Source organism: Nocardioides caricicola, from assembly GCF_039541135.1.
Taxonomy (GTDB): Bacteria; Actinomycetota; Actinomycetes; order Propionibacteriales; family Nocardioidaceae; genus Nocardioides; species Nocardioides caricicola.
In genome coordinates, this window is sequence record NZ_BAABFQ010000009.1 from 119351 (window position 1) to 143706 (window position 24356).

Below are 24356 nucleotides of genomic sequence, written 5' to 3' on the forward strand. Positions count from 1 at the left end.
GAGTTGCCGTGTGACAGACCGGCACCCGCGGTGGGTCTACGACGCGGGCGACGAGCCCGATCCGCGCTACTCCCTGGCCAACGAGCGGACGTTCCTCGCGTGGGTGCGCACCGCGCTGGCGCTGGTCGCCGGCGGGATCGCCCTCCACGCGATCGGCGTGCCGGAGACCGATTGGCTCCGGTCCACGCTCGCGGTGACCCTGGTCCTGTTCGGCGGGCTGACCACGGCGCTCGCCCTGGCCCGCTGGGCGCGGGTCGAGCGGGCGATGCGGACCGGGCAACCGCTGCCGGCGTTCACCCTCGGCTACCTCATGGTGGCGGCCGTGGTGATCGGCGCGGCGCTGCTGGCGGTCGCGTTCCTCTAGTCCTCGCAGGTGAAGGTGGCCACCACCTGGAGCGTGACCGGCTTGTTCTTGATCGTCCCGGTCACGTCCGTGTCCACCTCGGCCCCGCTGCCGTCGGGGTCGGCGTTGATGCCCTTGGCGTTCGGCTTCGACTGGAAGATGTCGCCGGCGACGGCCACCGTCACCGACCCAGGCTGCTTCTTGACCCCGGAGCTGACCAGCACGTTCGCGTCGCCGTCGGCCGTCGAGTACGTCACCCCGCCGCCGCCCTCGGTCAGGTCGGCTCCGCCCTCCCACGACTTCTCGGCCTTGCCGGTGATCTCCACCGTGGCCGTGCAGGGCGCCTCGTACGCCGGCGTCTCGCTCGCGGAGGCGCTGCTGTCGCCAGCGTCGCCGCCGTCACTACCGTCGCTGCCGCTGCAGCCGGTCAGCAGCGTTGCGGCGCAGAGTGCGGTCACGGCCAGAGTGCGTCGGGTCGAGAACATGGCCTGCAGTCAAACAGAGCCGCACAAACGGTGCACATCGGCGCCGGCGGGGTTTCGAGACAAGCGCGAGAGCGCCTTCCTCAACCACCGTGAAACCAGTAGCGTCCGGTGAAACGATTGTTTCGCCGGACGCCGGAGGACGCGACGTGCTGCTCGACGAGTTCAACGCGATGACGCCAGAGGACGCGGCCGCGGCCGTGCGCCCGTGCGCGGACATCGACTCGTGGGTCGACGCCCTGGTCGCCGGGCGGCCCTACTCCGACGTCGGCGCGCTGCTGATCCTCGCCGACGCCCACGCCCGCACGTGGAGCGGAGCGGAGGTCGAGGCCGCGCTGGCCGACCACCCGCGGATCGGCGAGCGACACACCGGGAGTGGCACCAGCGCGGCGATGTCGGGTCGCGAGCAGGGTGGGGTCAGCCGCGACGCCGACGTGCAGGCGCGGCTGACGGCGGGCAACGCGGCGTACGAAGAACGCTTCGACCGGATCTTCCTCGTGCGCGCGGCCGGTCGCGACGCCGACGAGATCCTCGCGCTCCTCGAGGAGCGCCTCGAGAACGACCCGGAGACCGAGCTCGGCGTCACCGCCGGGCAGCTCCGCGAGATCGCCGTGCTGCGGCTGAAGGGACTGTTCGCGTGACGACGCTCTCGACGCACGTGCTCGACACGGCAGCGGGGGCACCGGCCGCCGACATCGCGGTGGTCCTCGACGGAGGCGCTGCGGAGGGCCGCACCGACGCCGACGGACGGTGCCGCTTCGACGTCGACCTCGGCCCTGGGACGCACCGGTTGACGTTCGACACCGGCGCCCGCTCCGCGTTCTACCCGGAGGTCACGGTCACCTTCTCGGTCCCGGCTGACCGCCCGCACGTCCACGTGCCGTTGCTGCTGAGCCCGTACTCCTACTCGACCTACCTGGGGAGCTGACATGGCCGGACGGATCGTGCTCGGCGCCAACCAGTACGGCAAGGCCGAGGTCCGCCTGGTCCGGGTCGACAGGTCCGCCGACCGGCACACCATCAGCGACCTCAACGTCACGACGCAGCTGCGCGGTGACTTCGAGGCCTGCCACACGCAGGGCGACAACAGCCAGGTGGTCGCGACCGACACCCAGAAGAACACCGTCTACGCGTTCGCGCGCGAGCACGGCGTCGGCGCGCCCGAGACGTTCCTCCTCACCCTCGCCCACCATTTCGTCGACGGCTTCGACCAGGTGACCGGCGGGACGTTCAGCGCCGAGCAGTACGCCTGGGAGCGCATCGAGGACGGGGACCACTCCTTCGTCCGCAGCGGCCGTGAGACCCGCACCGCGACGGTCGAGGTCGACGGCGACGAGGAGGTCGTGGTCGCAGGGCTCAAGGACTGCACGGTCCTCAAGACCACCGACTCGGAGTTCCACGGCTTCCCGCGCGACCACTACACGACGCTCGCCGAGACCACCGACCGGATCCTCGCGACGAGCATCACCGCGACGTGGCGGTACGCCGCCTCGTGGATCGACTACGACGCGACGTACGCCGGTGTCCGCGACACCCTGCTCGCGACGTTCGCCGACCACCACTCGCTGGCGCTGCAGCAGACGATCTTCGAGATGGGCAAGGCCGTGCTCGAGCGGTACGACGCGGTCACCGAGATCAGCCTGTCCTGCCCCAACAAGCACCACTTCCTCGTCGACCTCGCGCCGTTCGAGCTCGACAACCCCGGCGAGGTGTTCTACGCCGCCGACCGGCCGTACGGGCTCATCCAGGCGACGGTCCGCCGGGAGCCTGAATGACGGTGGATGCCCTCAGGAGCCGGCGGGTGCTGGTGGCCGACGCGTTCGTGCCGGCGACGGTGGTCATCCGGGACGGCCGGATCGACGCGGTCGCGCCGTACGACGGCGAGGTGGCGGGCACCGTGCTCGACGTGCCCTGCGTCCTGCCCGGGGTGGTCGACACGCACGTGCACGTCAACGAGCCCGGCCGCACCGAGTGGGAGGGCTTCGTGACCGCGACCCTCGCTGCGGCGGCCGGCGGCGTCACGACGATCGTGGACATGCCGCTGAACTCCGTCCCGCCGACGACGACGCTGGAGGGGCTACGGGCCAAGCAGGAAGCGGCGTCCGGCGAGTTGGCGGTGGACGTCGGGTTCTGGGGCGGCGCGGTGCCCGGCAACGTCGCGGATCTCGAGCCCTTGTGGGACGCGGGGGTGTTCGGCTTCAAGTGCTTCCTGTCGCCGTCGGGGGTCGACGAGTTCCCGCACCTGTCTCCGCCCGAGCTCCGCGACGCGCTCGCGGAGGTGGAGCGCCTCGGCGCGCTGATGATCGTGCACGCCGAGGACGCCGCGGTGCTCGCCGCCGCACCGGCGCCCCCGAGCCGGGCCTACCAGGACTTCCTGCTCTCCCGGCCCGATCGCGCGGAGACCGAGGCGATCGGGCTGCTGCTCGACGGCGCCCGCGAGACCGGCGCCCGCGTGCACGTCTTGCACCTGTCGAGCGCCCGCGCGCTCGACCAGCTCGCCGAGGCCAGGGCCGAGGGGCTGCCGGTCACCGTCGAGACCTGCCCGCACTACCTGTGCTTCGCCGCCGAGTCGATCCCGGACGCGGCGCCGGCGTACAAGTGCTGCCCGCCGATCCGCGACCGCGGCAACCGTGATGCCCTGTGGCAGGGGCTGGTCGACGGGATCGTCGACGTCGTGGTCAGCGACCACTCCCCCGCCACCGAGGCCGAGAAGTCCCGTGGCGACGGCGACCTCCAGCAGGCGTGGGGCGGCGTCGCCGGGCTGCAGGTCGGCTTCACCGCCGTCACGCACGAGGCGCGGACGCGCGGGATCGGCCTGGAGCAGGTCAGCCACTGGATGTCGCGCGGCACGGCCGACCTCGTCGGGCTGACGCGCAAGGGACGGATCGAGGCCGGCGCCGACGCCGACCTGGTGGTGTACGACGAGGCCGCCGAGCTCGTCGTCGACGCGCGCGAGCTCGCGCACCGCAACCCGATCTCGGCGTACGACGGCCAGCGCTACGTCGGCCGCGTCGTCGACACCCTGGTCCGCGGCCGAGCCGGAGCGACCGGCTGGGGCCAGCAGCTGAGGAGGACCGCATGACCGCGCTCGACCCGCCGCGCCGCCTGCTGATGGGGCCAGGCCCGATCACCGCCGACCCGCGCGTGCTGCAGGCGATGTCGAAGCAGCTCGTCGGGCAGTTCGACCCGTGGATGACCGCTGCCATGAACGACACGATGGCGCTCTACCGCCAGGTCTTCCGTACCGCGAACGAGCAGACGTTCCTCGTCGACGGCACGTCGCGCGCCGGGATCGAGGCCGCGCTGGTGTCGCTGATCGAGCCGGGCGACCGGGTGCTGGTGCCGGTGTTCGGCCGGTTCGGCCACCTGCTCGCCGAGATCTCCGAGCGCTGCCGGGCCGAGGTGCACACGATCGAGGTGCCGTGGGGCGAGGTGTTCGAGCCCGACGCCGTCGAGGCCGCGGTCCGCGACGTACGCCCGAAGGTGCTGGCGATCGTCCAGGGCGACACCAGCACCACGATGTGCCAGCCGCTGGCGGACATCGGCGAGATCTGCCGGCGGCACGACGTGCTGCTCTACTGCGACGCGACGGCGTCGATCGGCGGCAACGAGTTCGAGACCGACGCGTGGGGCCTCGACATCGCGACCGCCGGGCTGCAGAAGTGCCTGGGCGGCCCGTCGGGAAGCGCGCCGATCACGATCTCCCCACGGGCGGCGGACCTGATCAACGCCCGCAAGCACGTGGAGGCCGGGATCCGCGACGACTCCGACACCGACGTCGGCACCCGGATCGCCAGCAACTACTTCGACCTCGCGCAGGTCATGGACTACTGGGGACCGCGGCGGCTCAACCACCACACCGAGGCGACCACCATGCTGTACGGCGCGCACGAGTGCGCGCGGCTCCTCGTCGAGGAGGGCCTCGACACCGCGATCGCGCGCCACGAGCTGCACGGCCGGGCGATGCTCGCCGGGGTGCGCGGTCTCGGGCTCGAGGTGTTCGGGGACGTCGAGCACAAGATGCACAACGTGGTCGCGGTCGAGATCCCCGACGGCGTGGACGGCGACCGGGTCCGCGCGGAGCTGCTCGACGACTTCGGGATCGAGATCGGGACGTCGTTCGGTCCGCTGCACGGCCGGGTCTGGAGGATCGGGACCATGGGCTACAACGCCCGCTCCGAGGCCGTGCTGACGACGCTCGACGCGCTCGAGAAGGTGCTCGGTCGCGGCGGCGGCGTCGCGGCGGCCCAGGAGGTCTACGCATGACGACCGCCCGCGAGGTCCTCGACCGCTGCGTGCTGCTGGACCGGATCACGTCCGACCCGCCGCGGCTCGAGCGGGTCCACCTGTCGGCCGAGCACGCCGCCGCCAACGCCCTGGCGGCGACGTGGATGGAGCAGGCCGGGCTGCGCAGCTGGCAGGACGCCGCCGGCAACCAGTGCGGCCGCCGCGAGGGCCGGACCCCCGGGCTTCCCGCGCTGCTGCTGGGCTCCCACCTCGACACCGTGCCGGACGCCGGGTCGTACGACGGGATGCTCGGCGTGGTGCTCGCGATCGCGGTCGCCGAGCGGCTGCGGGACGCCGACCTGCCGTTCGCGCTGGAGGTGATCGGGTTCAGCGACGAGGAGGGCACCCGCTTCGGCACCGCGCTGCTCGGGAGCGCGGCGGTGGCCGGGCACTGGCGCGAGGAGTGGTGGGACCTGCGCGACCGCGACGGCGTCACGCTGCACCAGGCGTTCACGAAGTTCGGGCTCGACCCGCGCCGCGTGGGCGAGGCCGCCCGCGCGCCCGAGGAGCTGGTCGGCTACCTCGAGGCGCACATCGAGCAGGGGCCGTTCCTCGAGGCCGCGGACCGCTCGCTCGGCTACGTCACCACGATCGCCGGCGCCCGGCGGTTCCGGCTCTCGATCATCGGCGAGGCGCGCCACGCCGGCGGGACGCCGTACCCCCGGCGGCGCGACGCGCTGGTCGGCGCCAGCGAGGCGATCACGACGATCGAGCGGATGGCGCGCGCGACGGGAGACCACGGCTGCATCGCGACCGTCGGCCGGATCGAGGTGCAACCCGGCGCGGTGAACGTGATCCCCGGCCGCGCGGACCTCAGCCTCGACCTGCGGGCCGCGACCGACGCCGAGCGGGACGCGATGTGGGACGCCATGCGTGGCGAGATCGAGACGCTGTGCGCGGCGCGCGGGCTGCGGCTCGAGGTCGTCGAGCACCACACCGCACCCGCGGTCCCCTGCGCGCCGTGGCTGCAGGAGGCGGTCTGCGACGGCATCCGCAGCACCGGCGACGAGGACCCGATGGGCCTGTGGAGCCGGGCCGGGCACGACGCGATGGCGATCGGCCTCACCACCGACGTCGGCATGCTGTTCGTCCGCTGCCACGACGGCATCAGCCACCACCCCGACGAGGACGTGCGCGAGTACGACGTGGCCGCGGCGCTGGACGCGTTCGAGGCCGCGGTCCTGCGGGTCGCCGCGGCGGTGGAGGCGCGATGAGGATCGACGAGCGCATCACCGAGCGGTACGCCGCCCTGTCGCCGCAGGAGCAGCGGGCGGCCCAGACCCTGCTGGAGCACCTGGACGAGCTGGCGACGTACCGCTCCGCGGAGCTCGCCGAGCTGGCCGGGGTGTCGAAGGCGACGATGAGCCGGCTGTTCCGGCACCTCGGGTTCACCGACTTCGACGAGGTGCGCGAGCACCTGCGCGAGCTGCGCTCGGCCGGCGAGCCGCGCCGCGTGGACGGCACGCCCAGCCTCGCCGCACACCTCGCGCACGAGACCGACGCGGTGCGCACCGCGCTGGACAGCCCGGCGATCCCCGAGGTCGTCGCGCTGCTGGCGGCAGCCCGGCGGGTGCTCGTGGTCGGCTGGCGCAACAGCCATCCCGTCGCGCTGCACCTGCGCCAGCAGCTCACGCACGCACGCGGCGACGTGCGCCTCGCGCCGCTGCCGGGGCAGGTCGTCGGCGAGGAGCTCGCGGACCTCGAGGCCGGTGACGCCGTGCTCGCGGTGGGCTTCCGGCGTCGGCCGGCCGGCTTCGGCGACTTCCTCGCCGAGGCCGCGAGCACCGGCGCCACGGTGGTGCTGCTCGCCGACGGGACCGCCCGCCAGCACGCGGCGCGGGCCGCGCACTGGATCGAGTGCCCGGTGTCGAGCACGCTCGCGTTCGACAGCTATGCAGCAGCCATGAGCGTGGCGAGCGTGCTCGCGGACGGCGTGCTGTCCGCGTCCGGGCGGTCCGCCCGGGACCGAGCCTCGGGGATCACCGCGGCGTACACCCGACTCTCGGAGGTGGAGAAGTGACCGACCAGGCGCACGACAGGGCATGGCTGGAGAAGGCCGTGTCGCTGGCCGTCGACAACGTCGCCGAGGACGGCGGCCCGTTCGCGGCGCTGATCGTCCGCGGCGACGAGCTGGTCTCCGTCGGGACGAACCGCGTCACGCGCGACCTCGACCCGACCGCGCACGCCGAGGTGGTGGCGATCCGGGAGGCGTGCGCGAAGCTCGGCGACTTCTCGCTCGCCGGGTCGGTGCTCTACACGTCCTGCGAGCCGTGCCCGTTGTGCGTCGCGGCCTGCCTGTGGGCCCGGCTCGACCGGGTCGTGTACGCCGCCGACCGGCACGACGCGGCCCGTGGCGGCTTCGACGACCACGAGTTCTACGAGCTGATGGACCGCGACCGCGAGCTCTGGCCGATGCCGGTGCACCAGGGCGAGCGCGACGGATCCTTCGCGCCGTTCGCGGCCTGGCTGGCGAAGCCGGACCGCGTCGAGTACTGACCCTCAAGTCGAGGCCCGGATCGACCGATACCTCGTGGTAGGTGGGACGCGTCCACGGACGGACGCGGTGTGGCTCGGCATTCAGGAGGAGCGTCGATGAGTCTCAGCATCAACCCGGACGAGATGGGGGTCCAGGACTCGTCGCGGCTGCAGCAGCTCTGGGAGGTCGCGCTCCTGGGCAACGCGACGGCGGCACCCCGACCGCCGGAGGCCACCGACGAGGTGGCGGTCGCGCCGCTCACGGTCGTGTCCGGGAGCCTCGGCGCCGGCGCCCGCAGCGCCCAGGACGGCCTGGCGGTCGTGCAGACCGCCGACAGCGCCTACGGCGACGTCGCCTCGCTGCTGCGGCGGATGGACCTGATCGCCGCGCTCTGCGGCGCCGCCACCCCCTTGAGCCCGACCGCGCAGAGCGCACTGCAGGCCAAGTTCGAGGACCTGCAGGTCGAGGTGCAGCGGATCCAGGCCGCCGCGAGCTGGAAGGGCCTCGACGTGCTCGCCGGCCACGACCTGACGTTCAAGGACGGACCGGCCACCGAGGACAACGTCACGCTGGACGGCGCGACGACGCTCACCCCGGTCGACGTCTCCGACGCCTCCGTCGCCGATCCCTCCTCGGTGACGGCGGCGCTCGAGTCGGTCCAGGGCAAGCGCGCCGACCTCGCCGTGGCCAAGGACCGCCTCACCGAGGGGCTCCGGGCGTTCGGGGCCGTCGAGCAGCAGGTCGGCGTGCCGTTCCCGCGCCAGAACGACGTTCCGGGCGCCGGGCTCTCGCTGCTGCTCTGAGGTCAGCCGGCCAGCGCCTGCGCGGCCCGCGCCAGGTCGTCGACGCCGCGCGCCAGCTCGTCGGGCCGGTCGGTGGCGAGGTCGAGGTGGAAGCCGTACAGCGCGGAGTCGACCAGGGTCACGATGCGCCCGACCCGCCGCGCCGGGGCGCCGCTGCGCACCAGGTACCCGGCCAGCGCATCGGCCCAGCGCGCGTTGCTCGCGCGCGCCTCGCTGAGGTACGGCTCGCTGCCGAACAGCCCGCTGGCCGCAGCCTGGACGTAGACGTCGAGGCAGCTGTTGAGCGGCTCCTCGCCGTACGCCGTCCAGAGCCGGTTCACCGCGGACCGGACCGACGGCGCGCCGGGCATGGCGTCGACGTACGCCACTGACCGCTCACCGGAGTGCGCGACGACCGCCGAGACCAGGGCGTCGCGGTTCTGGAAGTGGTAGATGAGCATGCGGTCGCTGGTGTCGATCGCGGCCGCGAGCGGGCGCAGCGTCAGCCCGATCAGCCCGTGCTGCAGCACGTGGTCGGTGGCCCGCTCCAGCAGCTCCTCGCGACGACTCATACCTCCAATCGTAGCGACTGCTACATTTGTAGCAACTGCTACAGAAAGGTGCGTCATGCTCGGCGCAATGGTGCTGCTGGTCGTCGCGATCGGGATCGAGGTCGTGGCGACCTCCCTGCTGCCCAAGGCCGACGGGTTTCGCAACCCGGGCTGGACCCTCGCGGTGCTGGCGGGCTACACCGTGAGCATCTGGCTGCTGACCGTCGTCGTGCGCAACGTCCCGGTGTCGGTCGCCTACGCGATCTGGTCGGGCCTGGGCACCGCCGTGGTCGCCGTCATCGGCTACCTCTACCTCGACGAGTCGATGAGCGCGGTCAAGGCGATCTCACTCGTGATGATCGTCGGCGGCGTGATCGGGCTGAACCTCGCGGGCGCTCACTGAGCGTCCGCCATCCCCATCCGGGCGAGCACGACGCTCTCCGCCAGCTGCACGAGGTTGTACAGCACGAGGGTGATCACGGTGATGATCGCGACCGAGGCCCACAGCTCGTCGAAGCGCGCCGAGGCGTTGAACTTCTGGATCATGCCCCCGATGCCGGTGCCGGTGGAGAGCCACTCGGCGAGCAGCGCGCCGGTGACCGCGCCAGGGACCGAGACCCGGGCGGCCGCGAACACCGACGGCAACGCGCCCGGCATCGCGACCCGGCGCAGGGCGGACCAGCTGCCGCCGCCGTACACCCGGACCAGGTCCAGGCTCTCGGGGTTCGCCCGGCTCAGCCCGAACAGCATCGACGCCAGCGCCGGGAACAGGACCACGATCGTGCCGATCACCGCGACCGACGCCTGGGTGCCGCGACCGGTGGCCAGGATGATCACCGGCGCGATCGACACCAGCGGGACGCTGCGCAGCAGCAGCGCGAGCGGCATCACGCCGGCCTCGACGGTCTTCGACAGCGTGAAGAGCACGGCGAGCACCATCGCGGTCGTCATGCCGACGACGAACCCGATCGCCGCGTCGCGCAGCGTGACCCAGGTCAGCTCCATGAGCTCGGCGCGGTTCTCGGCGGCACCCTCCTCGACGAACAGGAAGCGCCAGACGTCCGCCGGCCCCTTGGCGACGTACGGCGAGACGTCGGTCAGGCTGATCACCGCCTGCCAGAGCAGCAGCACGATGCCGAGGGTGACCGCGGTGTTCACGAGGGACCGGGCGACCGATCGGGCGAACGCACCGGTCCGCTCGCGGCGCAGGCGCTGCGAGACGTCGGCGACGGCCACGTGGCTCATGGCTGCGTCCTTCCCGAGACCCACGGCGTGACCAGCCGGGACACCAGGCCGAGGGCGGCGTAGCCGATCAGGGCCACGACCGCGCAGAGCAGGAAGACCGCCCAGACCCGCTCGGAGTCGAGGTTGCCCTGCAGCCGGATGAGCAGGATGCCCACGCTGCGATCGGTGGCGCCCATGTACTCCCCCAGCACCGCGCCGAGGAACGCCGTGGGCACAGCGACCTGCAGCGCGTTGAGGATCGCGGGCAGCGCCGCGACGAGTCGTACCTTGCGGAGCTGCGTGAAGCGGGTGCCGCCGTACACGCGGACCAGGTCGAGGCTGGCCCGGTCGGCCGCCTTGAACCCGAGCAGCGCGCCGACGACCGTGGTGAAGAAGACCGCCAGCGCGGCCAGGAAGACCGCGGTCTTCGACGGGTCGCCCGGCTGCTCGGCGCCTCCGAGGATCACGATGGCGATGCCGCCGACCGCGACGAGCGGCAGGCAGTAGCTCACCACGGCGACCTGGACGACGACCGGCTCGAGCCGGGGCGCCAGCAGCACGGTCGCGGCGAGCAGCAGCGCCAGGCCGTTGCCCCACACGAAACCCCAGGCGGCCTCGGTGATGGTGACCTGGAACGACGGCCAGTACGCCGCGAGCCCGTCCTCGACCAGCTGCGCGATGACCGCGAACGGCGAGGGCACCGGGGTGTAGGTGGTGCCCTCCTCCGGCACGAACGCCAGCGAGACGACCCACCACACCACGACGAGCACGGCGGTCCCGATGAGGGCCGACAGCCAGCCGGGGACCTGTCGACGCGTCATGACTCGGCGGCTGCCCGTCCGTCGGCCCCGAAGAGCAGTTCCGAGGCACGGTCGGCCAGTGCGTGGAACTCGGGGGTGCGCATGAGGTCCGGGGTGCGCGGCCGCGGCAGGTCGACGTCGATGATCTCCTTGATCCGTCCCGGCCGTGGGCTCATCACCGCGACCTGGTCGGACAGGAAGATCGCCTCGTTGATGCCGTGCGTGACGAGCAGGGTCGTGGCGGGCTTCTCGGTCCAGATCCGCAGCAGCTCGAGGTTCAGGTTCTGCCGGGTCATGTCGTCGAGCGCGCCGAACGGCTCGTCGAGCAGCAGCACCGACGGCTTGAGCGCCAGGGCGCGGGCGATCGAGACACGCTGCCGCATGCCGCCCGAGAGCTGAGCGGGCTTGGCGTCCTCGAAGCCCCGCAGCCCGACGAGGTCGATCAGCTCCTCGACGTACGCGCGGTCGACCGTGCGTCCGGCGACCTCGAACGGCAGCCGGATGTTCTTGCGCACGCTGCGCCACGGCAGCAGCGCGTGGTCCTGGAACGCGATGCCCAGCTCGCTGTCGCGGCGGAGCTCGGTCGGCGTCCGACCGTCCACGACCGCCTGTCCGGTCGACGGCTCCTCCAGGCCCGCGAGGATGCGGAGGATCGTCGACTTGCCACACCCCGACGGGCCGAGCAGCGCCAGGAACGAGCCCTGGTCGGTGTGCAGGTCGGTGTCCTGCAGGGCGACCACGCTGCGGCCGCCCCGGCCCTTGAAGGTCTTCCCCAGCCCGGTGACCTGGATGCCGGTGCCCAGGCGGGCACCGGCAGCCAGGGTGTTGTCAGTCGTCATCGGCCCTCAGGGGAGGTAGTCCTTGAGGTCCGGGTTCTCCTCGTAGATCTCGTCGATGATCGACGTGTCGAAGAGGTCCTCGACCGAGACGTCCCAGCCGGCCGCGGCGAGCGAGTCCACCGTCTGCTGCTGGAGCTCCTCGGTGATCGTGAACAGCCCGTTCGCCTCGGTGTCGGCGGTCGAGATCAGCTCCTTCTCGGCCTCCAGGCCCAGGGCGGTCTTCGTCGGGTCGAGCGCGCCGAAGACCGACTCGAGACCCTCGGAGTTCTCCGAGGCTGCCTTGTCGTAGTACTTCGTGATCAGCTCCACGGTGGCGTCGGTGGGCTGCCGGAAGACGTCGGTCCAGCCCTTGATCTCGGCGATCAGCAGCGCCTTCAGCAGGTCCTCGTTGTCCGCGAGGTACTCGTCGGTGACCGTGTAGGTCTCGGCGACGTAGGGGACGCCGTTGTCGGCGTACGGCAGGTTCGTGATCTCGAAGCCGGCCTGCTCGACGGTGATCGCCTCGTTGGTCAGGTAGGCCATGAAGCCGTCGACCTCGCCCTCCATCAGCGGCGTCGGGTCGAAGTCGACCGGCACGACCTCGACGTCGTCGGGGTCGATCCCGTTGGCGTTGAGGATCGCGGCGAACACGCTGGCGTTGGAGTCCTGGACACCGATCTTCTTGCCGATCAGGTCCTGCGGCGTCGCGATGTCCGCCCCGTCCTTGAGCGACAGGATCGTGAACGGGTTCTTCTGGAAGGTGGCGGCGATGATCTTGAGCGGCGCCTCCTCCTGGGCGATGGCGGCACCGACGGAGGCCGCGTCGCTCAGCGCGACCTGAACCGTCCCGCTCAGCAGCTTCGCCACACCGGTGTCGGGGCCCGAGATCCCGTTCACGGCGTCGAAGCCGGCCTCGCTGTAGTAGCCGTTCTCCTCGGCGTAGAACTCGCCTGCGAACTCCTCGTTCTTGATCCAGGAGTACTGCATGCTGATCTCGCCGTACGACGCGTCGGCAGCGTCGCTGCCCGACGTCGCGTCCGACTCGTCGTCGTCGGAGCCGCAGCCGGCGAGCGCCAGCGCGAGGACCGCGACGAGCGACACGGCGGTCGTCGCGGTCTTGGGGCGCCGGGCCAGGCGGCGGGCGTGCGGAAGTACTGCCATGAAGAGGTCCTCCCAGGTGTGCGTCTCGGGTGGGCGGGACGCTACTGACGCTGGGTTTCGTGCTTCGGCACGCGTGTTTCCGGCCGGTAAATCCTTCATCCACCGCCGCGCACCACGTTGAATCGGGACTTTCGGTCGCTTCAATCGGGAGTTCCGGTCGGCGCGCTGACCAGAACTCCCGATTCAACGGACCGGAAGTCCCGATTCGACGTCAGATGGCGGCGGCTGCGGCGCGTCCGGCGGTGCGTCCGGAGAACAGGCAGCCGCCGAGGAACGTGCCCTCGAGCGCGTTGTAGCCCATCATCCCGCCGCCCCCGAAGCCGTTGACCTCGCCCGCGGCGTACAGCCCGGGCAGCTGGTCGCCGGACGCGGTGAGGCAGCGGCCGTCGAGGTCGGTCTCCAGGCCGCCGAGCGTCTTGCGAGTCAGCACGTTGAGACGTACGGCGATCAGCGGGCCGGCCTTGGGGTCGAGCAGCTTGTGCGGGGTCGCGACCCGGATCAGCTTGTCGCCGCGGTAGTTCCGGGCGCCGCGGATCGCGGTGATCTGCGCGTCCTTGGTGAACTCGTTGTCGATCTCGCGGTCGCGCGCCTCGATCAGGTCGCGCAGCTCGGCCTCGATGATCAGCGGCTTGTCGCCGATCTTGTTCATGCCGCGCACCAGCTCGGCCAGGTCGTCGGCGACCACGAAGTCCTCGCCGTGCTGCTTGAACGCCTCGACCGGTCCCGGCGCGCCGGCCTTCACCCGCGACAGCAGCAGCTTGACGTCCTTGCCGGTGAGGTCGGGATTCTGCTCCGACCCGGACAGCGCGAACTCCTTCTCGATGATCTTCTGCGTCAGCACGAACCACGAGTAGTCGTAGCCGGTCGTGCGCAGGTGGTTCAGGGTGCCGAGGGTGTCGAACCCCGGGAAGTACGGCGCGGGCAGCCGCTTGCCGGTCGCATCGAGCCAGAGTGACGACGGGCCCGGGAGGATCCGGATGCCGTGGTTCTCCCAGATCGGGTCCCAGTTCCGGATGCCCTCGACGTAGTGCCACATCCGGTCGGGGTTGATCACCCGGGCGCCGGCGGCCTCGGTGATGCCGAGCATCCGCCCGTCGACGTGCGCGGGGACCCCGGCCACCATGGTCTTCGGCGGCGTGCCGAGCCGCGCGGGCCAGGTCTTGCGGACCAGGTCGTGGTTGCCCCCGATGCCGCCACTGGTCACGATCACGGCCTGCGCGCGGAGCTCGAAGTCGGAGACCTCGACCCGGCTGCTGGGCCGGCCGCGGTCGACGCTGGTCGGCTCGAGCAGCTTGCCGCGGACGCCGACGACGGTGCCGCCGTCGAGCAGCAGGTCGTCGACGCGGTGGCGGAAGCCGAACCGGAGTCGTCCCGCAGCGGCGTGCTCGCGGCAGCGGCGCTCGAAGGGCTCGACCACGCCGGGGCCGGTGCCCCAGGTGATGTGGAAGCGCGGCACCGAGTTGCCGTGGCCGTCCGCGCGGCCGTCGCCACGCTCGGCCCACCCGACGACCGGGAAGATGCGGTGACCCATCTCCCGCAGCCACGAGCGCTTCTCGCCGGCCGCGAAGTCGACGTACGCCTCGGCCCAGCGGCGCGGCCACCGGTCCTCCTCGCGGTCGAACTGCGCGCTGCCCAGCCAGTCCTGCATGGCCAGCTCTCGGGAGTCCTTGATGCCCATCCGGCGCTGCTCGGGGCTGTCGACGAGGAACAGCCCGCCCAGGCTCCAGAACGCCTGTCCGCCCAGGGACTGCTCGCCCTCCTGGTCGAGCAGCAGCACCCGCTTGCCGGCGTCCGCGACCTCGGCGGCCGCAACCAGGCCGGCGAGGCCGGCACCCACGACGATCACATCGGTGTCCACGGCCGGGATCCTCCCACGAGCCCGACCTCGGGCATGTCTGGACCGGTTCGTCCGAAATCCCGCGGATCGTCGTCACAACCGTCACACTCTTCACGCGCGGTTCAACCCTCAAGTACTTCCGAAGCGTGCCGATGAGAGATCTCGGGAGGTCGACTATGCAGCGTGGAGCAGTACCGCCGCATAGCCCCCTGCCCACGGTTCTCGTGGTCACGGCCGGCACCGGCGAGAACGGCGCGGTCGCCCGCGCGGTGAACGCCGCCGGCGACTCCCTGCTGGTCACCCACGCCCTCACGCTCTCCGCCGCGCTGCGCGCCCTGAGCACCAGTGCCTTCGACTGCGTCTTCGTCGACGCCGGCGGTCCGGGCCTCTCGGCCGCCGACCTGGCCAAGGCGCTGCGCGCACCATCCGGCTGCGCCGCCCTCGTCGTCGTCGACCCCGAGCCCGCGAACCAGGAGCTCGAGGACACCGCCGACCTCGTGCTGAGTCCCCGCGACCTGCTCCGCGACTGGCTGCGCCCGCTGGGCCGCGCCGTCGAGCACGGCCGGATGCGGCTCGCGCTGCGCGCCGCCGAGAGCCGCGTCGAGCGCCTCTCCGGCATCGTCGAGTCGGTCACCGACGCGGTCTTCACGACCACCACCGAGGGTGTCGTCACCGGGTGGAACAACGGCGCCGAGCTCCTGTACGGCTACCCGTCCGCCGAGATCGTCGGCGCGCACGTCTCGAGCCTGCACCCCCCGGGCTCCGACGAGCCGCGCCGGATCATGGCGATGATCCACGAGGGCAAGTCGGTCCTCGGCCTGGACACCCTGCGTCGTACCCGTGACGGCCGGCTGGCCGAGGTCACCATGAACGTGACCCCGCTCGCCGACGACGACGGTGAGCTGGCCGGAGCGGTGATCGTGGCCCGCGACATCAGCGACCGCCTCGAGCTCGAGGCCGAGTTGGTCCGCGTGACCATGCACGACGCCCTGACCGGGCTGCCGAACCGCTCGTACCTCACCTACCGTCTCTCGCAGGCGCTCTCCGACGCGCGCAACGGCAACCGCGAGGTCGCCGTGCTGCACATCGACCTCGACCAGTTCAAGGCCGTCGACGACGTCTACGGCCACGTGCTCGGTGACCGGGTCCTCGCCCGGGTCGCGGAGCGGCTGCGCGCGCTGGCCGGGCCGACCGACATCGTGTCCCGCGTGGGCGGCGACGAGTTCGTCTTCGTCTGCCCCGACGTGGGCGTCGAGGAGGCCGGCGAGTTCAGCGAGCAGGTGCTCGCCGCGATCGCCGAGCCGATCGCCATCGACGGCCGCGGCCTGCGCGTCGGCGCGAGCATCGGCATCGCGGTCGCCCCGCCGCTGGAGTTCGACACCGAGCTGCTGCTCAAGCACGCCGACGCGGCGATGACCGAGGCCAAGGCCCGCGGCCGCGCCCGCAGCCAGCTGTTCGACCCGGCACTGACCCGTCGCGCTGGCGAGCAGAACCGGCTGGCCAGCGACCTGCGCGAGGCGATCGCGCACGACCTGCTCGAGGTGCACTTCCAGCCCGTCATAGGCCTCGCGTCCGACCAGGTCGTCGGCGTCGAGGCGCTCGCCCGCTGGGAGCACCCCGAGCTCGGCACCGTCTCCCCCGGCGTCTTCGTGCCGCTCGCCGAGACCCACGGCATCGCCGCCGAGCTCGACCGCTGGGTGCTCGACCGCGCCTGCCACGAGACCGTCGACGCGATCGACGCCGGCCTGGTGCCGCCGACCATGCACGTGGCGGTGAACCTGTCCGCTCGCTCGCTCGACGACCCGCGCCTGGTCGACGTGGTCGACGACGTCGTACGCCGCTCCGGCCTGGAGCCGGGCTCGCTCGTCCTCGAGATCACCGAGACCGCGCTGCTGCACAACCGCGACGCCGCCCGCGCCACCATCGACGGCCTGCGCGACCTCGGTGTCGGCGTCGCGCTCGACGACTTCGGCACCGGCTACTCGTCGCTGAGCTTCCTGCGCGAGCTGCCCGTGACCGTCGTGAAGATCGACCGCTCGTTCGTCCGCGACGCCGCCGAGCGCCCCGAGGACCTCGCGATCACCGAGGCGATCGTGCGGCTGGCCAACGGCCTCGGGCTGCAGACCGTCGCCGAGGGCGTCGAGACCGTGGAGCAGCGCGACCTGCTGCGCCGGCTCGGCTGCGAGAGCGCCCAGGGCTTCCTGTGGAGCGGCGCCGTACCGATGTCCGCGCTGCCGGACAAGCTGCTCGGCGACCGCGCCCGCGCCCGGGTCGCCCGCCTGCGCGATCCCCAGTCCGCCCGTTTCAGCGGCGAGCGCCGCGTGGCGAGCCCGCGCCGCCGGGTGCTCGAGGCCGCCGCCCCCGTCGAGCACGAGACCGCCTGCTGCCTGCGCGGCGGGCTCGAGGCCGGCCAGGGCTGGCTCGTCGTCAGCACCCCGGACCGCCGCGAGGCGTTCGCCCGCTCGCTCGGCTCGCTGCACGCGACCGCGATCGCCAACGGGCAGCTCGTCGAGCTCGACGCCTACGAGACGCTGCGCAAGGTCAGCGGCGCGGACGGTCGCCTGGACACCACCCGCTTCGAGAACGTCGTCGGCACCGCGCTGCGCTCGCTGGGCTCCACCAGCGACCTGGTCGGCGTGCACGCCGAGCTCGGCCACGTCACCCAGCCGCTGCTGAGCCTGCGCGTCTCCACCGACCTGCGCCGCCGCCTGCACACGGTCGGTCAGCTCACGCTGGAGTACGGCGACCACCCGGCCGACTGCGCCGGCCACGGCGAGCGCGCGCTGCAGCAGCTCGGTCTCGACGACTCCGCGTCGGCGTAGTCGCTGCTGCGGTCGCGCCGTCCCAGGTTCACCAGGGTGCCCTGGTGAACCGTCACTTCCCACGGCCTGCACGCCATGGGAAGTGCAGCTTCGCCTACACACCCGGTGAAACCGCGAGCGACGACGCCGACCAGCGACCGGACCGCGCTACTCCTCGCGGCCCGCGACCACGATCCGGCGGCCACCGCTCTGCTTGGCGCGGTACATCGCCTCGTCGGCGCGACGCAGGACCGCATCGAACGGGTAGTACGGCGCCAGGGCGACGCCGATGCTGAGGCTGGCCTCGTGGTCGAGCTCGTCGACGCGGACCGGCGTCGCGAACGCGTCCAGGATGCGGTGCGCCACGATCAGCGCCTCCTCGACGCCGGTGTCCTCGCAGATCACCGCGAACTCGTCGCCGCCGAGACGGCCGACGGTGTCGGTCGCGCGCACCGAGGCCTGCAGCCGGTTCGCGACCTCGCGCAGCACGTCGTCGCCGGTCTGGTGGCCGAACGTGTCGTTGATCTGCTTGAACGCGTCGAGGTCGATGAAGAGCACGGCGGTCTCGCGGCCCTCGTAGCGGCGCTGGCGGGCGGCGGCGGTCTCGAGCCGATCGAGGAAGAGGTAGCGGTTGGGCAGCGCGGTCAGCGGGTCGTGCAGCGCCCGCCGCAGCAGGGCGCGCTCGGCCTGCCGCGCGTCGGTGACGTCCGACAGCGTGATCAGCGAGCCGAGGCGGTTGTTGCGGCTGTTGAGGGGCCGCAGCGAGACCTTGAGCGTGCGCTCGCGCCCGTCCGGCAGCTGGTGCACCACGTCGTGCACCTCGCTGTCGTCGGCGTCGTCGGCGAGACCGAACAGCCGCAGCGGCGTCTCGCCGTGCATCTCCGCGACCGAGCGGCCGACGATCTCGGCGGCGGTCTCGTTGGCGAAGATCACGGTGCCCTCGGGTGAGGTCGCGATGATGCCCTCGGGCGCGGTCTCGACCATGGCGCGGTGCAGCGCCTCGGAGAGCCGCAGGGCCTCCTCGGTGCGCACCCGCTCGGAGATGTCGGTGACGTTCGCGACGAGGCCGCCGATCTCGGGATCGGCCAGGCAGTTGGCGGCGGTCACCTCGACCCAGCGCCACTGGTCCTGTGCGTCGCGCAGCCGCAGCACCACCCGGTCCTGCCGGTGCGGCTCGGCGAGCAGCCGGGCGAGCAGGTCGACCACGGCGGTGACGTCGGTCGGGTGGATGTACTCCCAGCCCAGGTGCGCGCCCCCGTCGTCGGGCTCGTAGCCCAGCAGCCGGTCCAGCGCGGCGGACGCGAACGTCAGCGTGAGGTCCTCGTCGAGGATCGCGGCCGTGTCCCAGCCGCGCCGGTGCAGCACCTCGGTCAGCGGCTGCGGGTCGTCCTCGGGTCCGGCCTCGCGCACCGACGCGGCGACGGCGTACGGCGTCCCGTTCGGCTCGCGCAGCAGCGCCGCGTCGAGCACCAGCGGCAGGTCGTGGCCGTCGGCGCCGCGGAACCGGCCCCGGTGGCTGATCGACTCCACGCCGCCGGCCCGCAGCCGCAGCAGCGCCGCGTCGAAGGCGGCGACGTCGTCGGGGTGGATCAGCTCGGCGAGGTTGGAGTCGGCGAACCAGCCCTCGCCGCGACCGAACAGCTCGCACCAGGCGGGGTTGGCCGAGTCGAGCTTGCCCTCGAGGTCGAGGATCGCCTGGGCGGTGACCGCCTGGTCGAAGTGCGCCCGCGACATCTCGAGGGCGAGCGCGAGCTCGCGCTGCTCGCGCAGGAACGCGGTCACGTCGCGCAGGATCACGACCGCGCCGCACGGGGTCCCGTCGCTGCCCGTCACCGGGCCGAGGGTGACCTGCACCTTGAACGTCGCCCCGTCGCGCCGGCGCCCGGTCTCGACGAACGGCTGGACGCGGTCGCCGGCCATCAGCCGGCGTACCGCCACGGCGCGCATGTCGGCGCCGTCGGCGGTGAAGAGGTCGTCGAGGACCCGGCCGAACAGGCTCTCGGGCCGCCAGCCCAGGACGTGCTCGGTCGCCGGGCTGGCCCACACGATGGAGCCGTGCTCGTCGAGGGAGAGGATGCAGTCGTCCGACGCAGCGGCGATGCTGGTCAGCAACCGGCCCTGGTCGATCTCGCGCATCATCCCCCCGGACGGCGTGCTCTCCGCGAGGCCGTTCCAGCTCATCTAACGCGGTCCTTCCGCTTCCTGGAGAAGATACAAGTCAGCGCCACCCGACCCGGCGAACTCGCGCAGGTCCGAGCGATGCGTGTCCAGGTCATCGGTGCCGACGCGCCGCGACTTGAGGGCCTCAGGACAGTCCGACCAGGCGCAGGTACGCCGCACCGAGCGGTCCGCCGGCGAGCATCCCCAGCGCCGCCCCGCTGACCAGGAACGGACCGTGCGGGACCCGGGAACCGGCCGCGGCACGGCCGGCCAGCACGAGCACCACACCGACCACCGCGCCGATCGCGAATCCGGCGCCGAGGCCGACCAGCGCGGGACCCCAGCCGAGCCAGCCGAGCGCGAGGCCGAGCACCGGCGCCAGCGCCACGTCGCCGAGACCCATCCCGCGGCCGGCGGTCACCAGCCAGATCCCGCCGTACACGGCGAGCCAGAGCGCGCACGCCGCGAGCGCGGTCGGCACCGGGGCGGTGCCGTAGCGCGCGGCGTCGATGCCGAGCGCCACGACGGTGCCCACCGCCATGGCGCCGGTGACGCCGAACGGCAGCCGGCGGTGGTCGAGGTCGATCATCACCAGGGCGATGCCGGCGGCGGTGACGACCAGCGCGGCGGCGGCGTACGGCGTCGGGCCGAAGCGCCAGCCGACGAGGACGAACAGCAGCCCGGTGGCCAGCTCGACCAGCGGGTAGCGCGCGGCGATCGGCGCAGCGCAGTCGCGGCAGCGGCCGCGCAGCACCAGCCAGGACAGCACCGGCACGTTGTCGAACGCCCGCACCGGGTGCGCGCAGGCCGGGCAGGCCGAGCCCGGCGACACCAGCGACAGCCCGGCCGGCACCCGGTGGATGACCACGTTGAGGAACGACCCGATCAGCAGGCCGAGGACCCCGACCAGCGTCAGGTACGCCGTCGTCACGAGGCTCGCTCCGCCCACCCGAGCACGGCCGTGAGCCGCTCCGGCGCCGGGTCCTCGCCGGCGAGGTCCCAGCGCAGGTCGACGGTGACCAGCGCCTCGTCGCCCCCGCGGATCGCGGACGCCACGAGCTGCGCCTCGAACCCGGCGGCCTGGGCCTGCCGGGCGAGCCGGTCGCCGGCCTCCACGTCGCCGTCGCCGAGAAGGATCTCGGCGATCGCGCGGCAGTCGGCGGCCGCGACCCGCAGCTCGGCGAGCAGGTCGGACGGGGCGAGACCGGAGAGCCGGGCCGCGGTGCGCGCCTCCGGGTCGACCGCGCCACGGCCCGGACCGCGGTCGAGGTGGTCGAGGTCGCCGAACCCGCCGGTCAGCAGCTGGTGCACCGAGGGGTCGAACGTCGAGACCAGCGCGGCGCGCGCGACCTCGACCAGGTCACGCCCGGTCGGCCCGGAGTCGACGAGCCCGGTCGCGGCCGCCTCGATCGACGCGGCGACGCTCTCACCGATCACCGCGAGCTGGGCGGCGGGGTCGGGCGCCTGGCCGAGCCCGTTGCTCCAGAGCAGCTCCTCGAGCACGTGCACGTCGGCAGCCCAGGCGGCCAGCTGTGCCATCCGCGGGTCGCCGGCCGCGGCGTAGCGGCGCGAGAGCTCGCCGTACTCCTGCGCGGTGGTCATCACGCGGCCGTGTGCCGGAGCCGGCGCCGGGCGCGGCGGGGCTCCTCGTGCGCGGGCGGCGGGACGGGCAGCACGAGCTCCTCACCCGGCTCCTGCTGGGCGGGCTCCTCGATCACCACCGGCGTGCTCGCGATGGCGGCCAGGGGCGGCGGGGCGGCGATCGCGCGCGTCGCGATGCCGGGCAGCGCCGGGCGGGCGAAGCCGTCGGCGTCCAGCCTCTCGACCGCGGCCACGACCCGGGCCGCGGCGTGCCGGGGGTCGTCGTGGTCGCCGGCCCGGGCCGCGACCGCACGGACCGCGAGCAGCACCCGCCGGCGGTACGCCGCGTCCGAGGGCGCGACGGCCCGGGCGACCGGGACGTCCGGCGCGGCCTCCAACGCCTGCTCCAGGGCGCGCACCTGGGCGCGCAGGGCACGCACGGTCGCGGCCTCGCCGGGGAGCTCCTCGGGGACCTCGACCGCCTCGGGGTGCTCCTCGGGGTGCTCCTCGGGCAGGTCGGCGTGACGGCGGCGCAGCGACAGGTTCATGGTCAATCCTCCGACGTGACGGTGCTGGCGGCGAGGTTGAGCGACCTCCCGGGGTCGGCGACCGGGGGCATCACGAACATGTCGCCCCCGACGGTCGTGGTGTAGATGCCGGTCGTCGGGTCGCCGGCGAGGCTCACGGTGCGCACCAGGAAGGCGCGCGGCATCTGCTCGAGGTTCTCCAGCAGCCGCTGGGTCTGGTCGTAGCTGCCGGTGATCGACACCGTGACCGTCTGCCGGGCGAGCTGGCCACCGGTCCCGGTCGTGGCGGCCGCCGGGTCGGCGGCGGGAGCGGCCGCGGGGTCGTCGGCCGCGCCGATGGTCGGCGGGGTGGGGCTGAGCGTGGTGACACCGTCGGCCCCGATGCCGGCGTCGACCGCGGCGGTCGTGACGGCCTCGAACAGGCCGGGCTGGTCCGCGGTCGGCGGGAACTGCTCGGCGAGCGCGGCCGCGATCCGGCGGGTGGCGCCGAGCTTCTCGGCCTGCTGCTCCAGGGCAGCGAGCTGGGTGGCGAGCACCTGGTTCTGCGCCCGGGTCGTGTCGACCTGCTCGCGCCGCTCGGCCAGCGTGCTGGTCTCCGGCCCGACCACGAGCGTCCAGCCGAGGGCGGCCACGGCCAGCAGCGACACGGCTCCGACGACCTTCGTGGCGGTGGGGGTCCCGAGGTCCATCAGCTCTCCCCTGCCGGCTGTCGCGGCGCGTAGCGCTCGCTGAACACCTTCTCCGAGAGCCCGACCGATCCGCTGAACGCCACCTCGTCGGTCTCGCCGGTGGTGGTGGTCGAGATGAACGGCTCGACGAACAGCCCGTCGGCGCCGAGGCTGACCACCATCTCGCCGACCTCGGCGCGGCTGGCCGCGGTGCCCGAGAGCGTCACGCACCCGACGACGACCCGGGTGTTGAAGGGGTCCGGGCCGGGGCAGGCGCTGGCGGGGTCCGCGGCCGGAGGCGCCGCCGGGTCGACCGGCTCGGGGTGGCCGGTCACGGTGATGGCGACCGTCGCGAGCTCCGCGCCGACCGGCGTCGCGGCACGGATCCCCTCGAGCACCTCCGACAGTTGGACGTCGTCGGCCATCGCGGCCTGCACGGTCACCTGCTGGACGGCGACGCCGTCGACATACACGCGCACCGGCTGGAGCCGTTCGGTCTGCGAGATCAGCCGCGAGGTCGTGGCCGCCTCGATGGCGACCAGCTTGTCGGCGTCCGCCACGCGCACGTGCTGGTAGGCCCAGGCCCCGCCGACGAGCAGCACCAAGACGACGCCGGCGGCGACGAACCGGCGCCGCAGCCGCCGCGCGGCCATCCGCTCGAACGCCGACTCGGGCAGCAGGTTGACGAGGGGCAGGGTGCTCACGAGGCGGCCCCCACGCACAGGCCGGCCGGTACGGCGAGCGCCACCAGGTCGTCGTTGCTGAGCCGCATCCGGCCGGGGACCTTGACCCGGGCCCCCACGTCGAGGGTCTCGACCGGGACGCCGACGCGGTCGGCGAGCAGCTCGTCGAAGCCGCCGAGCAGCGCACCGGAGCCGGTCAGCACGACGCGGGCCACACCGGCGCCGTCGGCCGTCGAGTCCCGGTAGAAGTCGAGCGTGGTGGCGATCTCGTCCGCGAGCGTGCCCGCCGCCGCGGCGACCACCTGCTGGGCCGCGTGGTCGAGGCCGTCGGAGCGTTGTCCGACCACGCTCTGCTGCAGCGGGTCGAGGTGCGCGTGCCCCGGCAGGCCGACGTACCGCTTGGTGCGCTCGGCGTCCTCCCAGGACCACTCGTAGCGCTCCTGGACGGCCGTGGTGATCGCGTCTCCACCGACGCCGGGGATCATCCGGACGTAGCGGGGGGTGCCGCCGACGTGCACGACCAACGAGACGACGTCGGCGCCGACGTCCACGATCGCCTCACTCTCGGCACTCGCGCCGGCCAGCGGCGCGCGGGCCCGGACCAGCGCGAACGGGAGCAGGTCGACGCCGCGGGCGCGGAGACCGGCCCGGCGGGTCGCGTCGACGAAGCCGTCGACCATGTCGCGGGAGGCGGCGACCAGCAGGATCCGCGAGACCCGGCGGGTGGTGCCGTTCTCGCCGGGCAGCTCGAGCTCCTCGAGCTGGTGGTAGTCGAGGTTCGCCTCGTCGACCGAGATCGGCAGCACGTCCTGCACCTGGTAGCGCAGCGCCTTGCGGAAGTCGGCCGACGGCATCCAGTCGAGGTCGAGCTGGCGGACGAGGACCCCGGCGTTCGCGATGCCGAGGGTCACGGTCTTGGTGCGGAACCTGCCCCGCGACCACAGCGCCTTCAGCGCCTCGGTCAGTGCGGCGCCGTCCACGACGCCGCCGGTGCGGACCACGCCGGGCGCGAGTGGCACCTCGGCGTACCGGCGCAGCGTCGGGCGCCGGCGGCCGGGAGCGAACTCCGCGGCTCGGACACCGGAGCTGCCGATGTCCAGTCCGACCAAGGTGCGTGGCATTGAAGTCTCCGAGATATGCCAAGGGGTGGGTCTCCCGGTGTCTTCGGTCCCGAC

The 24356-nt window shown here is 72.9% G+C and carries 26 protein-coding genes; 12 read left to right on the forward strand and 14 right to left on the reverse strand.

What is annotated here, in order from left to right:
* Nucleotides 1-10 precede the first annotated feature (10 nt).
* The gene (locus ABD875_RS20300; protein ID WP_345181669.1) at nucleotides 11-364 is read left to right on the forward strand and encodes a YidH family protein; all 354 of its coding nucleotides are present in this window, start codon (nucleotides 11-13) and stop codon (nucleotides 362-364) included.
* On the opposite strand, the gene ABD875_RS20305 is transcribed toward ABD875_RS20300, so the two are convergent.
* Nucleotides 361-828 carry a hypothetical protein gene (locus ABD875_RS20305; protein ID WP_345181671.1) on the reverse strand — a complete coding sequence of 156 codons (468 nt, stop codon included), beginning with the start codon at nucleotides 826-828 and terminating at the stop codon, nucleotides 361-363. The two genes, ABD875_RS20300 and ABD875_RS20305, sit on opposite strands and share 4 nt — an antisense overlap.
* Nucleotides 829-974: 146 nt before the next feature.
* On the opposite strand from ABD875_RS20305, the gene uraD reads away from it, so the two are divergent.
* The 9 genes from uraD (at nucleotide 975) to ABD875_RS20350 (ending at nucleotide 8391) form a co-directional block, all read left to right on the forward strand.
* Nucleotides 975-1466 (forward strand): 2-oxo-4-hydroxy-4-carboxy-5-ureidoimidazoline decarboxylase, encoded by a 492-nt coding sequence (gene uraD / locus ABD875_RS20310; RefSeq protein WP_345181672.1) that lies wholly within the window; start codon nucleotides 975-977, stop codon nucleotides 1464-1466.
* The gene (locus ABD875_RS20315; protein WP_345181673.1) at nucleotides 1463-1753 is read left to right on the forward strand and encodes a hydroxyisourate hydrolase; all 291 of its coding nucleotides are present in this window, start codon (nucleotides 1463-1465) and stop codon (nucleotides 1751-1753) included. The genes uraD and ABD875_RS20315 overlap by 4 nt, the downstream gene beginning before the upstream one ends.
* Nucleotide 1754: 1 nt before the next feature.
* Nucleotides 1755-2600, forward strand: a complete 846-nt coding sequence (gene pucL / locus ABD875_RS20320) for a factor-independent urate hydroxylase (RefSeq protein WP_345181675.1) — start codon at nucleotides 1755-1757, stop codon at nucleotides 2598-2600.
* On the forward strand, nucleotides 2597-3907 hold the full coding sequence (allB, locus tag ABD875_RS20325; protein ID WP_345181677.1) for an allantoinase AllB: 1311 nt from the start codon (nucleotides 2597-2599) through the stop codon (nucleotides 3905-3907). The genes pucL and allB overlap by 4 nt, the downstream gene beginning before the upstream one ends.
* On the forward strand, nucleotides 3904-5091 hold the full coding sequence (locus tag ABD875_RS20330) for a pyridoxal-phosphate-dependent aminotransferase family protein (protein WP_345181679.1): 1188 nt from the start codon (nucleotides 3904-3906) through the stop codon (nucleotides 5089-5091). The genes allB and ABD875_RS20330 overlap by 4 nt, the downstream gene beginning before the upstream one ends.
* Complete coding sequence (locus tag ABD875_RS20335) at nucleotides 5088-6326, forward strand: allantoate amidohydrolase (protein WP_345181681.1); 1239 nt, start codon at nucleotides 5088-5090, stop codon at nucleotides 6324-6326. The genes ABD875_RS20330 and ABD875_RS20335 overlap by 4 nt, the downstream gene beginning before the upstream one ends.
* Nucleotides 6323-7132 carry a MurR/RpiR family transcriptional regulator gene (locus tag ABD875_RS20340; protein WP_345181683.1) on the forward strand — a complete coding sequence of 270 codons (810 nt, stop codon included), beginning with the start codon at nucleotides 6323-6325 and terminating at the stop codon, nucleotides 7130-7132. Before ABD875_RS20335 ends, ABD875_RS20340 begins: the two co-directional genes overlap by 4 nt.
* Nucleotides 7129-7608, forward strand: coding sequence for a nucleoside deaminase (locus tag ABD875_RS20345; protein ID WP_345181684.1), 480 nt, complete (start codon nucleotides 7129-7131; stop codon nucleotides 7606-7608). Before ABD875_RS20340 ends, ABD875_RS20345 begins: the two co-directional genes overlap by 4 nt.
* 96 nt (nucleotides 7609-7704) lie before the next feature.
* Nucleotides 7705-8391 (forward strand): flagellin N-terminal helical domain-containing protein, encoded by a 687-nt coding sequence (locus ABD875_RS20350; RefSeq protein WP_345181687.1) that lies wholly within the window; start codon nucleotides 7705-7707, stop codon nucleotides 8389-8391.
* Between the two features lie 2 nt (nucleotides 8392-8393).
* Here the strand turns inward: ABD875_RS20350 and ABD875_RS20355 are convergent, their stop codons facing one another.
* Complete coding sequence (locus ABD875_RS20355) at nucleotides 8394-8942, reverse strand: TetR/AcrR family transcriptional regulator (protein ID WP_345181690.1); 549 nt, start codon at nucleotides 8940-8942, stop codon at nucleotides 8394-8396.
* A gap of 55 nt (nucleotides 8943-8997) precedes the next feature.
* Between ABD875_RS20355 and ABD875_RS20360 the strand changes: the two genes are divergently transcribed.
* Nucleotides 8998-9324 carry a DMT family transporter gene (locus ABD875_RS20360; RefSeq protein ID WP_345181692.1) on the forward strand — a complete coding sequence of 109 codons (327 nt, stop codon included), beginning with the start codon at nucleotides 8998-9000 and terminating at the stop codon, nucleotides 9322-9324.
* Here ABD875_RS20360 and ABD875_RS20365 read toward each other — a convergent pair.
* The 5 genes from ABD875_RS20365 to ABD875_RS20385 all read right to left on the reverse strand — a co-directional run bounded on the left by ABD875_RS20365 (nucleotide 9318) and on the right by ABD875_RS20385 (nucleotide 14782).
* A complete protein-coding gene (locus tag ABD875_RS20365) occupies nucleotides 9318-10166 on the reverse strand; it encodes an ABC transporter permease (protein ID WP_345181694.1) in 849 nt (282 codons plus the stop codon). The genes ABD875_RS20360 and ABD875_RS20365 overlap by 7 nt on opposite strands.
* The gene (locus tag ABD875_RS20370) at nucleotides 10163-10966 is read right to left on the reverse strand and encodes an ABC transporter permease (protein WP_345181696.1); all 804 of its coding nucleotides are present in this window, start codon (nucleotides 10964-10966) and stop codon (nucleotides 10163-10165) included. The genes ABD875_RS20365 and ABD875_RS20370 overlap by 4 nt, the downstream gene beginning before the upstream one ends.
* Nucleotides 10963-11784 (reverse strand): ABC transporter ATP-binding protein, encoded by an 822-nt coding sequence (locus ABD875_RS20375; protein ID WP_345181698.1) that lies wholly within the window; start codon nucleotides 11782-11784, stop codon nucleotides 10963-10965. The genes ABD875_RS20370 and ABD875_RS20375 overlap by 4 nt, the downstream gene beginning before the upstream one ends.
* Before the next feature lie 6 nt (nucleotides 11785-11790).
* Entirely contained in the window at nucleotides 11791-12924 is a 1134-nt protein-coding gene (locus ABD875_RS20380) for an ABC transporter substrate-binding protein (protein ID WP_345181700.1), read from the reverse strand.
* A 211-nt stretch (nucleotides 12925-13135) separates the two neighbouring features.
* A complete protein-coding gene (locus ABD875_RS20385) occupies nucleotides 13136-14782 on the reverse strand; it encodes an FAD-binding dehydrogenase (RefSeq protein ID WP_345181703.1) in 1647 nt (548 codons plus the stop codon).
* Nucleotides 14783-14985: 203 nt separating this feature from the next.
* Here ABD875_RS20385 and ABD875_RS20390 point away from each other — a divergent pair, with 203 nt between their 5' ends.
* Nucleotides 14986-17583, forward strand: coding sequence for a putative bifunctional diguanylate cyclase/phosphodiesterase (locus ABD875_RS20390; protein ID WP_345181705.1), 2598 nt, complete (start codon nucleotides 14986-14988; stop codon nucleotides 17581-17583).
* Between the two features lie 147 nt (nucleotides 17584-17730).
* Here ABD875_RS20390 and ABD875_RS20395 read toward each other — a convergent pair whose 3' ends face one another.
* The 7 genes from ABD875_RS20395 to pilM form a co-directional block, all read right to left on the reverse strand.
* Nucleotides 17731-19743 (reverse strand): sensor domain-containing protein, encoded by a 2013-nt coding sequence (locus tag ABD875_RS20395; protein ID WP_345181708.1) that lies wholly within the window; start codon nucleotides 19741-19743, stop codon nucleotides 17731-17733.
* A gap of 124 nt (nucleotides 19744-19867) precedes the next feature.
* Entirely contained in the window at nucleotides 19868-20653 is a 786-nt protein-coding gene (locus tag ABD875_RS20400; RefSeq protein ID WP_345181710.1) for a prepilin peptidase, read from the reverse strand.
* Nucleotides 20650-21324: a hypothetical protein gene (locus ABD875_RS20405; RefSeq protein WP_345181712.1), complete on the reverse strand. Its 675-nt coding sequence runs from the start codon at nucleotides 21322-21324 to the stop codon at nucleotides 20650-20652. Before ABD875_RS20405 ends, ABD875_RS20400 begins: the two co-directional genes overlap by 4 nt.
* Nucleotides 21324-21851 (reverse strand): hypothetical protein, encoded by a 528-nt coding sequence (locus tag ABD875_RS20410; RefSeq protein WP_345181715.1) that lies wholly within the window; start codon nucleotides 21849-21851, stop codon nucleotides 21324-21326. Before ABD875_RS20410 ends, ABD875_RS20405 begins: the two co-directional genes overlap by 1 nt.
* Nucleotides 21852-21853: 2 nt before the next feature.
* Nucleotides 21854-22519: a type IV pilus inner membrane component PilO gene (locus ABD875_RS20415; protein ID WP_345181717.1), complete on the reverse strand. Its 666-nt coding sequence runs from the start codon at nucleotides 22517-22519 to the stop codon at nucleotides 21854-21856.
* The gene (locus ABD875_RS20420) at nucleotides 22519-23202 is read right to left on the reverse strand and encodes a hypothetical protein (protein ID WP_345181719.1); all 684 of its coding nucleotides are present in this window, start codon (nucleotides 23200-23202) and stop codon (nucleotides 22519-22521) included. Before ABD875_RS20420 ends, ABD875_RS20415 begins: the two co-directional genes overlap by 1 nt.
* Nucleotides 23199-24302 (reverse strand): type IV pilus assembly protein PilM, encoded by a 1104-nt coding sequence (gene pilM / locus ABD875_RS20425; RefSeq protein WP_345181721.1) that lies wholly within the window; start codon nucleotides 24300-24302, stop codon nucleotides 23199-23201. Before pilM ends, ABD875_RS20420 begins: the two co-directional genes overlap by 4 nt.
* Nucleotides 24303-24356: the final 54 nt, after the last annotated feature.